Below are 12,528 nucleotides of genomic sequence, written 5' to 3'. Positions count from 1 at the left end.
CCCGGGGTTCCTAAACTCGGGACCATGACAGCTTCGCGCGCGTCAGACGAGGTCGTGGACTGGTCCAGGATCGAGGAGCGGGCGCCGACGGTCGCCCGGATGTTCGTCGATCGGGTGGCGGCGTCACCGGGGTCCGAGGCGTTCCGTCACCCCGGGCCGGGTGGCGAGGGCTGGGTGAGCGTGACGTGGTCGGAGGTGGGCCAACGCGTCAGACGACTCGCGGCCGGTCTCATCGCGCTGGGTGTGCAGTCCGAACAGCGGGTGGCACTCGCCTCTGCGACCCGCTACGAGTGGGTGCTCGCGGACCTCGCGGTGATGTGCGCGGGCGCCGCCACCACCACCGTCTATCCGACGACCACTGCCTCCGACGTCGCGTTCATCGTCGCGAACTCGGGCAGCCGGATCGTCGTCGCCGAGGACGATGCGCAGCTGGCCAAGTTGCGCGAACACCGCGAGGAGATCCCCGACGTCGCTCGCGTCGTCCTGCTCGACGGCACCGTTCCGGACGACGACTGGGTGATCGGGTTCGACGAACTCGCCGCCCTCGGTGAGCGTCTGCTGGCAGAGCGGTCCGACGTCGTCGACGAGCGGATCGCCGGCATCTCCCCCGACAGCCTCGCCACACTGATCTACACGTCGGGCACCACCGGCCGCCCCAAGGGTGTGCGGCTGCCCCACTCCGCGTGGACGTACGAGGCCGCGGCGATCGACGCGACCGGCATCCTCGACGCCGACGACCTCCAGTACCTGTGGCTGCCGCTGTCCCACGTGTTCGGCAAGGTGTTGCTGACGTTGCCGCTGCAGATCGGGTTCGCGACGGCGGTCGACGGCCGGGTCGACAGGATCGTCGACAACCTCGCCGTCGTGCGGCCGACCTTCATGGGCGCGGCGCCGCGAATCTTCGAGAAGGCGCACGCCCGGATCGAGGGGACGGTGCGGGCGGAAGGCGGCATCAAGGAGAAGATCTTCGACTGGGCGATGGGTGTGGGCCTCGCCGCATCCAAGGCGCGGCAGTCCGGAAACTCGTTGTCCCGCATGCAGAAGGCCCAGTACGCGATCGCCGACCGTTTGGTGTTCCAGAAGATCCGAGACCGCTTCGGCGGTCGGCTGAAGTTCTTCATCTCGGGCTCGGCGGCGTTGGATCGTGATGTGGCGCAATGGTTCGACGCGGTGGGAATCGTGGTCCTCGAGGGTTACGGGTTGTCCGAGACCAGCGCGGCGTCGCTCGTGAACCGGCCGTCCGCCTACCGGTTCGGTACCGTCGGCTGGCCGATCCCCGGCACCGACGTGAAGATCGCCGAGGACGGCGAGATCCTGATCAAAGGTCCCGGTGTGATGAGCGGGTATCACGAGAATCCGCAGGCCACGGCGGAGGCGTTGGAGCCGGACGGCTGGTTCCACACCGGCGACATCGGGACGGTCGACGCGAACGGGTTCCTGCGGATCACCGACCGCAAGAAGGACATGTTCAAAACCTCCAACGGGAAGTACGTGGCACCGTCGGCCATCGCCGCCACGTTCAAGGGGATCTGCCCGTACGTCGGCGAGATCATCGTGCACGGCGAGGGGAAGTCGTACTGTGTCGCGCTCATCAGTCTCGACGGCGAGTCCATCGCCGAGTGGGCGGTGGAGAACGGGATGGGTGACAAGCCGCTGCGCGAGATCGCCTCGGCCGGTCCCACGGTCGCGATGATGAGCGCGTACGTCGACCAACTCAACGCCGGGCTCAACCGGTGGGAGCAGATCAAGCGCTTCACGATCCTCGAGCGCGAGCTCACCGTCGAGAACGGCGAGATCACTCCCAGCATGAAACTCAAGCGCAAGAAGGTGGTCGACAACTTCTCGGATCGGATCAGCGAGCTGTACGGCTGAGCGACTCCAGCGCGGTCGCCTTCGCGGCCCGGCGGTCGGTCTTGCCGCCCGGCCCCACGTCGAGCCTCGCGACGGTGACGACGTACTCCGGCAGGTATTCGGCGGTGACACCGCGCGATCGCAGCCACCGTGCGAGCGTCTCGGTATCGAGTTCACCGCCGGCGACGGGAACGACGACGGCGCAGACGCGTTCGCCGAACAGTTCGTCGGGCACACCGACCACTGCCACCTCCGACACCGACGGATGCTCGCCGACGAGTTCCTCGATCTCGACGATCGAGATGTTCTTGCCGCCGCGGATCACGAAATCGGCTGTGCGGCCCACCACCCGAACCCGGTCGTGCTCGTCGATCTCCACGATGTCGCCGAGCATCATCCAGCCGTCCTCGGTGTACAACTCGGTGTTCGCGGCCGGATCCGACCAGTACCCGGCGGACACCAGCGGACCGCGGACGGCGGGCCGACCGCGCCGCGGACGCCCCGAACACTCGGCGCCGGAGTCGTCGAGGACCCGCACGTTCGCCGACCCGAGCACGTGGCCGCACGTGCGCAACCTCGTCTCGACGTCGTCGTCGACTGTCGTGCGGCTCACGACACCGGCCTCGTTGGATCCGTAGAACTGCAGCACCTTGGCGCCGGTGCGCTCCTCGAACGCGCGGGCATCCCGGTAGGGCACCGGCTCACCCCCGGTGTAGAGGACACGCAGACTCGACAGATCCCGGTGCCGGGCCGCCTCGGAACGCAGCAGCATCCGGAACTGGGTACTGACGCAGCACAGTACGGTCACCCGTTCGCGTTCGATCATTGTCGCCATCTCGTCGACGTCGAACCGGGCGGTCACCACCACCGGGACACCGAGCAGCGCCGGGAGGAAGTGCGCCGACCACAACCCGAAGCCGAAGGGTGCCGGAACGACGGAGCAGACGACGTCGCCCGGCCCGATCCGGCCGCCCAGCATCGCCTCCCGCGCAAACTCGACCCACTTGCGTTCGTCGTGGGCAACCACCTTCGGCAACCCCGTCGTTCCGGACGTCGAATTGAGGATCGTCACCTCGGACGTGGTGAACGCGGCACCTGCGGGCGCCGCGGCACCGGGTACGCCCGGGCTGCTGAGACGATGACGGTCGACGACACCGCTGTCTTCCTCTACCACGACAACATCCGTCGGAAATACCCCGTACTCGCGCAACTCCTCGACGAGTCCCCGCCACGACCGGCCACGGATATCCGGTGCCGTGACGAGAACCGTTGCGCCGGTGCGCCGCATGATGTGAGCGACCTCCCGGACGCCGGACCGCGCCCCGATCGCCGCCGCCACGCGGCCGGCTCGGTAGCACCCGCACAGAGCCGCGTGGACGCCGGCCGTGTCGGGCAACAGCAGGGCCGCTCGGGAGCGGAACCCGCCGGCGGTCACGCGAAGTCCGCGGGCCACCGCATCGGCCGAGCGGTCGTACTCGGCCCACGTCGTCGTCCGACCCGGTGTCACGAACGCGGGGTGGTCGGGGATCTGCCGGGCCCACTCCCGGACCACGTCGCTGATCGGCACGTCGGCGTAGTCTTCGGGTACTTCGGCGAACCCACCTGGGCGAAGCTGCTGTCCGGTCACTGGTCGCTACCTCGTCATGCCCGTCATCGACATCCTCCTGAGAAGTCTCGATCGACCCGTACGGTCGGTCACGATCGGTTGCACTCACACCCTTCGTCGGCGCTGCCACCGGACCGTGAATGCCTACCTGTACTTCCGCAGCTCCTGCCGCGCGACGCTCCGGATGTGTACCTCGTCCGGCCCGTCGGCGATGCCGAGGATGCGTGCGCTCGCCCACATACGTGCGATCGGGAAGTCGTCGGTGACACCGCCGCCGCCGTGGCACTGGATCGCCCGGTTCAGCACCGACCTGGCGACGCGGGGACCGATCACCTTCACGGCGGCGATCTCGATCTGCGCGCCCTTGGCGCCCACCCGGTCGATCATCCACGCGGTCTTGAGTACCAGCAGTCGAGCCTGCTCGATCTCCATGCGGGACTCGGCGATCCAGGTGCGGACCACGCCCTGGTCAGAGATCGGACCGCCGAAGGCGTTGCGTGCCATCGTGCGTCGCACCATCAGTTCCAGTCCGCGCTCGGCCATACCGATGCAGCGCATCGCATGGTGGATGCGGCCCGGGCCGAGCCGGGCCTGGGCGATCGCGAAGCCCTCGCCTTCACCGGCGAGCATGTTGGTCAGCGGAACCCGGACGTCGGTGAACTGGATCTCCGCGTGTCCCTGCTGGTCGTGGTAGCCGAAGATCGGCAGCGAACGGATGATCTCGACACCGGGCGTCGCAACGGGGACGAGAATCATCGACTGCTGCCGGTGCGGTGCGGCATCCGGATCGGTCTTCCCCATCACCACGAGAATCTCGCACCGCGGATCGGCGGCGCCGGTGGTCCACCACTTGCGTCCGTTGATCACGTACTCGTCACCGTCGCGCACGATCGACGTCGAGATGTTGCGGGCGTCCGACGACGCGACGTCCGGTTCGGTCATCGAGAAGCCGGACCGGATGCGGCCGTCGAGCAGCGGTTCGAGCCACCGCTGCTTCTGTTCGGGCGTGCCGAACATGTGCAGGATCTCCATGTTGCCGGTCGACGGCGCGGAACAGTTGAGGGCTTCCGGTGCGATGTACGGCGACCGGCCGGTCACCTCGGCGATGTGGGCGTAGTCGAGGTGCGTCAGCCCGGAGAGTGCGGGCAGGAAGAGGTTCCACATGCCCTGCCGGCGGGCCTCGGCCTTGAGTTCCTCCACGATGGGCGGCAGCACGTGGCTGCGCGGCCCGGACGCCTCCAGCTGCTCCGCGTACACCGGCTCGGCCGGGTACACGTACTCGTCCATGAACGCCTCGAGGCGCTTGACGATGTCCCGGGCTTCCGGGCTCGGCGACAGGTCCATCCGTCAGCTCCTCCCACTCGTGAGAACGACCTTGCCGCGCGCGCGGCGGCCCATCACCACGTCCAGCGCCGCGGCTGCGTCCGCCAGCGGATAGGTCTCGCTGACGTGTGGACGGAGCGCGCCGCGGTCGTACCAATCGAACAGCCGACGCATGTTCGCGGCGTTGTGCTCGGGGTTGCGCTTGGCCCACGCCCCCCACAGGACACCGTGCAGGGCGCCGCCACTGACCAGCAGTCGGTTCATCCCCACCTTCGGGATGTCACCGGACGCGTATCCGACCGTGAGATACCTTCCACCCCAGCACAACGCGCGCACTGCCGTCTGCGCGTGCTCCCCACCGACCGGGTCGTACACGACGTCGATGCCGCCGGGCGCCTCGTCGGCCAGTCGCGTCTTCAGGTCGTCGGCGGAATAGTCGATCAACTCGTCGGCACCGTGATCGCGACACAGCGCCAGCTTGTCCGGGCTGGACGCTGCCGCGATCACGCGAGCGCCCAACGCCTTTCCGATTTCGACAGCGGTCAGACCGACACCACCGGACGCGCCCAGCACCAGCAGCGTCTCCCCGGCCGCGAGGTCGGCCCGGTCGACCAGCCCGTGGTACGACGTCCCGTAGGTCACCACGAAGCCCGCGGCGTCGACGTACGACATCGAGTCCGGGATCGGGAACACCATCGTCGCGGGCACCGTCACCAGTTCCGCGTAGCCGCCCATCCCGCAGAATGCCAGCACCCGGTCGCCGACAGCGACACCGTCGACGTCGGCGCCGAGGGCCCGGACGACGCCGGCGACCTCGGATCCCGGCACGAACGGCAGAGCCGGTTTGGTCTGGTAGTTCCCGGACACGACGAGCCCGTCGGGGAAGTTGACGCCTGCCGCGTGCACCTCGACGAGCACCTCGCCCGGACCGGGCTCCGGATCGGCGATGTCCCTGTACTGCAGCACCTCCGGAGCACCGAGCACTTCACACAGCTGCACCTTCACGTCGCCGCTCCAGCCACGAACGTCGCCCACGCCTTGACCGCGAGCCCGCCGGTCTGACGGGCACAGTCGAGTTCGAGGTCGACCTTGCTCTCACCGTCCTCCTCGTATCGCCGCAGGATCTGCGCGGTGCAGGTGAGCACGTCGTCGGGCCACACCTGCTCGAGGAAGCGCACGCGGAACGACCGAACGTTCTCGGCGCCGAGCCAGTCCGTGGCATAAGTGGCCAGCAGCCCGGCCTGGAACATGCCCACCGAGAACGGGCTCTTGTAGCCGGCCGCCTCTGCGTAGGTCTGGTCGTGGTGGATGGGATTCATGTCCCCGGACGCCCCCTGGTAGCGAACAAAGTCGGTGCGGGTCACCGGTCCGACGGTCCAGGGCTCGGGAACGGTCAGGGTCGCGGTCATCATGCCTCCGTCGCGGGTCGGGCGGTCTCGACACCGGTCATGGTCGCGCGGGCCACGAGTGTGCCTGTGGAGTCGACGAAGTCGGTGACCATCACCGCGAACGTCATCTCACCGCCGCGCCGGCCCTGTTTGGTGTACACGTCGGTGATCCGGGAGGTGCACCGCAGGCGCGTGCCGGCCTTCGGTGGGGGGCCGAAGAACTCGTACTGCTGCTCGGCGTGCAAACCACGCTTGCCGTCGAGTTCCACAGCCTTCCAGGGGTTTCCCTCCGGCGGCTGCCAGTGCAGTGTGGTGGTGAGGAACGTCGGCGGGGAGACCGCGTCCTCACGTTCGAGATAGTCGGGGTTGGTCGAGTGCGTCGCTCGTGCGAACTCGCGGACCTTGCCCCGCTCGACGTCGAGGTCGAACGGCACGCCCTCGACTCCGACGGCATCTGCGTTTGCCATGTTCTCTCCAGATGGGTTGTGTCGGTCGGGTTCGGACTCAGACGAGTCCGCTCATCTCCTGCACCAATTCGTCGACTGTCCAGCGGGCGCCCTTGTCGAGGACCTTCCCGTACTGCCAGCCCAGGAATTGCCGGATCTCGCCGCCCTTGGCGTAGAACACCGATCCGTTCGCCGGGCACTGTTCGGTGAGGAGGTAGGCGACGACGGGCGAGACGTTCCCGGGGTGGTAGACGTCGAACTCGTTCGGGTCGGCGGGTTTCGCAACCATGTCCTTGATGCCGGGCACGTTCTCGGTCATCCGGGTGCGGGCCACGGGGGTGATGGCGTTGGCACGAATCCCGTAGCGCTCCAACTCCTGCGCGAGGATCACGGTGAGCGACGCGATGCCGGCCTTGGCGGCGCCGTAGTTGCTCTGCCCGACCGCGCCGAGCAGCCCGGACGTGCTCGATACGTTCACGATCGACGCCTTGACGTCGTCTCCGGCCTTCGACCGGTCGCGCCAGTGCGCGCCGAACACGCGACACGGCGCGAACGTGGCCCGCAGCTGCCCGGTGATGACGTCGTCCCACTCGTCTTCACTCATGTTGACGAACATGCGATCTCGCAGCACACCGGCGTTGTTCACCAGGCCGTGCACTTCACCGAAGCTGCCGAGCGCGGTGTCGAGCAGGCTCTGCGCGCCCTCGACGGTCGTGACGTCCGCGGTGTTCGCGACCGCGGCACCGCCTGCCGTGGTGATCTCGTCCGTGACCTGATGCGCGAGCGACGGGTCCGCGCCCTTGCCGTCCGGCCCGGCGCCGGTGTCGTTGACGACCACCCGGGCGCCCTCGGCGGCGGCCAACAGCGCGTGCTCGCGACCGATACCGCGACCGGCACCGGTCACCACGATCACTCGATCCTTCAACTGGTTCATCAGATGTCTCCTCGTGGAAGTGTGAGTTCGGTTGTGCGCTCGGCGCGCTCGTCCACAGCGGTGAGCCGGCGAAGTACGGACTCCGCCTCCCGCACGATCCGGTCGATCAGTTCGGCACAGCTCGGGACGTCGTCGATGAGGCCCACCACCTGCCCGGTTGCCATCACGCCGATGTCTGCGTTGCCGTCGACCAACGCCGACCGGTAGAGCATCGGCGCATTCGCGGCCATGACCACCTGCCGCCAGCCGAGTTCGTGGCTCTTCTTCATCTCCAGGCCCTCGCGGATCATGTCCTTCCACGGGGTCCCCGACAGTCGCTGGAATGCAACGGCATTACGCATCGCGCGCAGAACGCGCTGCGGACCGCGGGTGGACTCGAGTTGGTCGATCGTCCCGGCCCGCAGGACGCGCTGCGGAACCCCGTCGATCTCGAGGGTCACGACGGTGTCGTTCACCGACTTCGACAGGTAGACGTCCTTGACTGCCTGCGCTACCGGGGAATCGCTGGTCAGCATGAAGCGGGTGCCCATCGCGATGCCGTCGGCGCCGTACGCGAGGGCCGAGACCAGGCCGCGGCCGTCGAAGTAACCGCCCGCGGCGATCACCGGGATGTCGACCGCGTCGACCACCTGCGGCAGCAGCAGGCTGGTCGGGACGGCGCCGGTGTGGCCGCCGCCCTCGCCGCCCTGCACGACGACGGCGTCCACGCCCCACTCGGCGACCTTCTCCGCGTGCCGGCGGGCACCGATCGACGGCACCACCACCAGTCCGGCGTCCTTGAGCTTCGCGATCAGGTCCCGCTTGGGGGCCAGCGCGAACGACGCCACCTTGACCCCGGACCGGATCAGCAGATCGAGTCGCTTGTCGATGTCTTCCTGATTGGCGCGCAGGTTGACACCGAAGGACGCGTCGGTCCGGTCCTTGACGTAGTGGATCGCCTGCTCGAGTTCGTCGTAGCTCAGCATGCCGCCGGCGATGATCCCGAGACCGCCCGCCGCGGCGGTGGCCGCGGTGAGCTTGGCGTCGGAGACGTAGCCCATGCCGGTCTGCACGATCGGGTACTTCACGCCGAACAGGTCGCAGACCCGGGTGTGCAGCGCGTTGCGGCTCGATTCGACGGTGGTCACGCGGGAACCTCCTTGTCGCGCAGGTTGCGGGGATCGATCACGGTGCGGATCAGTTCCAGCTCCTCCGCACTCGGGGCGCGTGTCTGCGGCACCGAGTCCGGGATCACCAGATCGAACCCGGTGGCCGCGACGACGTCGTCGACGGTGACGCCCGGGTGCACGGAGAGCAGGCGTAGCCGCCCCGAGTCCGGGGTGAAGTCCAGGACTGCCAGATCCGTGACCACTCGGCGCAATTGGTGATACCGAGTGGCCGCCGGTCCGGCCTTGCGGGCGTTGTCGTTGCCCACACCGGACACCATGTCGACCTTGGGCACGAACACCCGGGTGCTGTGCTTGGGCACCCAGTAGCTGGTCGGGTGGTAGACGGTGTTTCCCGGGGCACCACGGACACCGAGAAGCTGCACGGACGGCCGGTCGTGGTCCCCGATCGCGGAGATGTTGCAGTTGCCGTACGTGTCGAGCTGGGTCGGGATCATCATGATGTGGCGCTTGCCGTTCCACACCAGATCGAAGATCTGGTTGAAGGGCAGCCACGCCTCGACCTCGCCGTCGGCGGGGCCGCCGACCGCCCACGTCCCGCGCACCGCCGCGGCCTCGCCGTCCGACACCACCAGGTCGGGTTCGAACGTGTGCCGCGCGAGGCGGACGCCGATCGCCGGGATGGTGCCGAAGGCACTGGCGATCACCTCGCCGTTGCCGCGATACGCCTCGGCGCACGCCACCGCACACACTTCCGCCCGCGTCGCTGCACTCATGCCGAAGCCTCCTCACGCGCGCCGCGCACCGCGCGCTGGTACTCCGCCTCCGGGACCGCCAGGTAGCGGTCCACGAACGCCTGCCACTTCTCCGGGTCCTTGGCCGCCGTGACGTACTCCCGCTGGAACGCCTCGTCGCGGGCGTAGTCCGGCACACACGACGTGAAGTGCGCGCCGCCGGGCGCGGCCACCACGCCGGACACCAGCAGGCGGGGGATCCGGATCGTCGACGGATGCGCGTCGGCGGTGAGTTCGGCGGTCGGCACGATGCGTTCGCACGAGACGTACACCTGCTCGGCCGCCATGCAGAACAGGTCGTCGAAGTACAGGTCCGGGCCCAGGTATTGCGCGTTGCCGTGCACGTCGGCTCGGTTCATGTGCACCAGCGCCGCGTCGAGCGGGATCGCCGGCATCGCGACGAGGGTCTCGTCGCCGTAGGGGTCTGTGACCGTGCGCAATTCGGGGTTGACACGCATGACGTCCGATCCGAGCCCCGCCCGCGTCGGCAGGTACGGCAGTCTGATGCCGGCCGCGTACAGCCCCCACTGCAACATGCCCTCGTCGTACTCGGCGACCTCGACACGCCCGCCCTGACGTGCGGCGCGGAAGTGAGGATCGAGTGGGATCGAGTCCAGGGACACGAACCCGAACACGACCTTGCGCACCTTGCCCGCCGCGCACAGCAGGCCGACGTCCGGGCCGCCGTAGGACACGACGGTGAGATCGTCGAGGTCCGAGCGCAGGATCTCCCGCACCAGCGACATGGGTTTGCGGCGGGATCCCCAGCCGCCGATTCCGATGGTCATACCGGACCGCAACCGGCCGACCGCCTCTTTCTCCGACATTCTCTTGTCCGACAAATCGATCCATCCTTCGTATGCGTCCCGACTGCGGGCCCGCGTCCCTTCGGGTCCTCGCGTATCAAACATTTGCTACCTGTCGCCGCGGGATCACGGCACGTAGATCCGCATCCATTCCAGTCCCCGAGCCATCGCGTTCTCGGGCCCCTCCTCGTCGATCACCGGGCCGAGCAGTTCCAGATCGACCAACCCGGTGTATCCGAGCGCGCCCACCTCGGACACCATCCGGTCGAGGGGGATGCTCCCCTCCCCCGGAACCCGGCGGTTCGGCACCGACGTCGCGTCGACGTGGCGATCGCCGATCTGCACGATCCGAATGGCGTCCAGGTTGTCGCCGATGGTTTGCATCAAACCCCGCTCCTGCCAGGCCGAACACAGGTCCACCATGAGCCCCACTTCCAACCGTCGGCCCAGCGCAGCGATGTCCGCGACACTGTGGGTGAAGCTCATCGCCGACCGGATCGACATCGTGTTCTCGAGCGCGAGACCGACGCCCCGTTCCTGCGCGTACTCCACGAGCGGACCGAACCGGTCCACCGCCGCGTCCGCGGCCTCCTCCCAGGAGAGACGGCCCGATCCACCGGAGGTGAAACACACCGTGGGGGCGCCGATCTCCGCCGCGGCGTCGACCGCTCGTTCGAGCGTGGACAACACGCGTTCCCATCCGCCACCGTCGTGCATCGCGCGGCAACCACCCGCGATGAACTCCGGCCGCAGGCCGGACGCCCGGATCGTCTCGACCGACTCGTTCCAGCCCTGACCGGCCATGGTCGCCGCCAGTACCCCGAAGCGGTCCGCTCCGATGCGGCGCAGCATCGCCAACGACTCCCCGAGCGGAAGGTCGGCCGTCGCCGCGAGACAGACACTGAGCGCGGACCGGCGGTCCACATCCGTGATCGAGGGAGAGTGCTGCACGAATCCTCCTGTCGCAGAGCAGGTGACAATGCCGAGATCGTGGTGCAAACGGAATGTAGCAAATGTTTGATGCGCCGTATAGTCTCGCTCTCGTACCGGCGGTTCGCACACGCCGAGCGCCGGCTCTGCCCCTACCGGAAAGGCAGCCGATGACCAGCACCACCGACCCCGGGATCCGCGACGACGCGGTGTCCCGGTGGTTCACCGAGCACGTCGACGACGCAACGGGACCACTCCGTTTCGAGCGCATCGCCGGCGGCCGGTCGAATCTGACCTACCTGGTACAGGGCGCCGACGGCGCCCGGTGGGTCCTGCGCCGCCCACCCCTGGGGATGGCGCGCTCACGCGCCCACGACGTCCTCCGCGAGGCGGAGGTGCTCGAGCGCCTGCGCAGCACCCCGGTGCCGGTCCCGGTCGTCGTCGGCACCTGTGACGACGATGCCGTGACCGGCGCGCCGTTCTTCGTCATGAACCACCTCGACGGCGTCGTGCTCCGCGATCCCGACACCGTGACGTCGGTGGTGCCCGCCGACCGGCGGCCGTCCGTCGCGGCCGAACTGGTCCGCGCCCTGGCCGCCCTGCACGCCGTCGATCCCCGCGACGTCGGCTGGGGCGGCCTCGCCGACCGGGACGACTATCTGGCCCGGCAGCTGCGGCGCTGGTCGACGAACTGGGCACAGGACCGCGTCCGCGTCCTCGACGACATCGGACGCGCCCACGACCGCCTGCTCGAACGTATTCCCCGGCAGGGCTCGGCGCGGATCGTCCACGGCGACTTCCGCCTCGACAACTGCCTGTTCACACCCGACGGCACGATCGGCGGGATTCTCGACTGGGAGCTGACCACGGTCGGCGATCCACTCGCCGACCTCGGCCAGCTACTGGCGTACTGGGCGCAGCCCGACGACGAGGTGTGCGCGCTCGAGAATCCGCCCACCCGGGTGCCGGGATTTCCGACGCGCGACGACCTGGTGGAGCAGTATCTCGCTGCCGTCCGACCGGACACGGTGCCCGACATCGACTTCTACGTCGCCTACAACTGGTGGAAGATCGCGTGCATCGTCGAAGGCGTTAACACCCGCACACTGGGCGGCGCGATGGGCGCGAGCGACCGCTCGCCGGAGAGCTTCGGCGCCCAGGCCGAGCGGCTCGCGGCCCAGGCCTGGTGTTACGCGAGCAAGCTCTGATCAGATCGGCGCGCCGGAGGTAGGCCTACGCTGCGTCGAAGCTCCTCCGGCACGCGGACCGTCCCGGCGAGCGCGCGTGGAACCACCCTTCGGAAGCAAATGTTTGCTGCCGATAGAGTCGACTTGGACAACACGA

At 68.5% G+C, this 12,528-nt stretch carries 12 protein-coding genes; 2 read left to right on the top strand and 10 right to left on the bottom strand.

The window, feature by feature from the left end; all coding sequences use genetic code 11:
• Window positions 1-24 precede the first annotated feature (24 nt).
• Entirely contained in the window at window positions 25-1,872 is a 1,848-nt protein-coding gene (locus tag C7H75_RS00405) for an AMP-dependent synthetase/ligase (protein ID WP_106850790.1), read from the top strand.
• Here C7H75_RS00405 and C7H75_RS00400 read toward each other — a convergent pair.
• From C7H75_RS00400 to C7H75_RS00355, 10 genes are all read right to left on the bottom strand, one after another.
• The gene (locus C7H75_RS00400; RefSeq protein ID WP_084924109.1) at window positions 1,853-3,478 is read right to left on the bottom strand and encodes a class I adenylate-forming enzyme family protein; all 1,626 of its coding nucleotides are present in this window, start codon (window positions 3,476-3,478) and stop codon (window positions 1,853-1,855) included. The two genes, C7H75_RS00405 and C7H75_RS00400, sit on opposite strands and share 20 nt — an antisense overlap.
• 123 nt (window positions 3,479-3,601) lie before the next feature.
• The gene (locus C7H75_RS00395; protein WP_005516469.1) at window positions 3,602-4,801 is read right to left on the bottom strand and encodes an acyl-CoA dehydrogenase family protein; all 1,200 of its coding nucleotides are present in this window, start codon (window positions 4,799-4,801) and stop codon (window positions 3,602-3,604) included.
• A 3-nt stretch (window positions 4,802-4,804) separates the two neighbouring features.
• Window positions 4,805-5,815: an NADPH:quinone oxidoreductase family protein gene (locus tag C7H75_RS00390; protein ID WP_233281831.1), complete on the bottom strand. Its 1,011-nt coding sequence runs from the start codon at window positions 5,813-5,815 to the stop codon at window positions 4,805-4,807.
• Window positions 5,782-6,192 (bottom strand): MaoC/PaaZ C-terminal domain-containing protein, encoded by a 411-nt coding sequence (locus C7H75_RS00385; protein ID WP_084924114.1) that lies wholly within the window; start codon window positions 6,190-6,192, stop codon window positions 5,782-5,784. Before C7H75_RS00385 ends, C7H75_RS00390 begins: the two co-directional genes overlap by 34 nt.
• Entirely contained in the window at window positions 6,189-6,635 is a 447-nt protein-coding gene (locus C7H75_RS00380) for an FAS1-like dehydratase domain-containing protein (protein WP_022593271.1), read from the bottom strand. Before C7H75_RS00380 ends, C7H75_RS00385 begins: the two co-directional genes overlap by 4 nt.
• A 37-nt stretch (window positions 6,636-6,672) precedes the next feature.
• A complete protein-coding gene (locus tag C7H75_RS00375) occupies window positions 6,673-7,548 on the bottom strand; it encodes an SDR family oxidoreductase (protein WP_084865500.1) in 876 nt (291 codons plus the stop codon).
• Window positions 7,548-8,675 carry an NAD(P)H-dependent flavin oxidoreductase gene (locus tag C7H75_RS00370; protein ID WP_106850789.1) on the bottom strand — a complete coding sequence of 376 codons (1,128 nt, stop codon included), beginning with the start codon at window positions 8,673-8,675 and terminating at the stop codon, window positions 7,548-7,550. The genes C7H75_RS00375 and C7H75_RS00370 overlap by 1 nt, the downstream gene beginning before the upstream one ends.
• Window positions 8,672-9,430: a CoA-transferase subunit beta gene (locus C7H75_RS00365; protein WP_022593266.1), complete on the bottom strand. Its 759-nt coding sequence runs from the start codon at window positions 9,428-9,430 to the stop codon at window positions 8,672-8,674. The genes C7H75_RS00370 and C7H75_RS00365 overlap by 4 nt, the downstream gene beginning before the upstream one ends.
• Window positions 9,427-10,290, bottom strand: a complete 864-nt coding sequence (locus tag C7H75_RS00360) for a CoA transferase subunit A (protein WP_022593264.1) — start codon at window positions 10,288-10,290, stop codon at window positions 9,427-9,429. The genes C7H75_RS00365 and C7H75_RS00360 overlap by 4 nt, the downstream gene beginning before the upstream one ends.
• A 90-nt stretch (window positions 10,291-10,380) precedes the next feature.
• Complete coding sequence (locus C7H75_RS00355; RefSeq protein ID WP_022593262.1) at window positions 10,381-11,205, bottom strand: sugar phosphate isomerase/epimerase family protein; 825 nt, start codon at window positions 11,203-11,205, stop codon at window positions 10,381-10,383.
• 149 nt (window positions 11,206-11,354) lie between these two features.
• Here C7H75_RS00355 and C7H75_RS00350 point away from each other — a divergent pair, with 149 nt between their 5' ends.
• Window positions 11,355-12,392, top strand: coding sequence for a phosphotransferase family protein (locus tag C7H75_RS00350; RefSeq protein WP_106850788.1), 1,038 nt, complete (start codon window positions 11,355-11,357; stop codon window positions 12,390-12,392).
• Window positions 12,393-12,528 lie beyond the last annotated feature (136 nt).

It is taken from the genome of Rhodococcus (subgen. Prescottella) equi, assembly GCF_003013675.1.
GTDB lineage: Bacteria > Actinomycetota > Actinomycetes > Mycobacteriales > Mycobacteriaceae > Prescottella > Prescottella equi.
The sequence above is the reverse complement of the archived record's forward strand: the minus strand, read 5'-3'. Positions and strand labels throughout refer to the sequence as shown.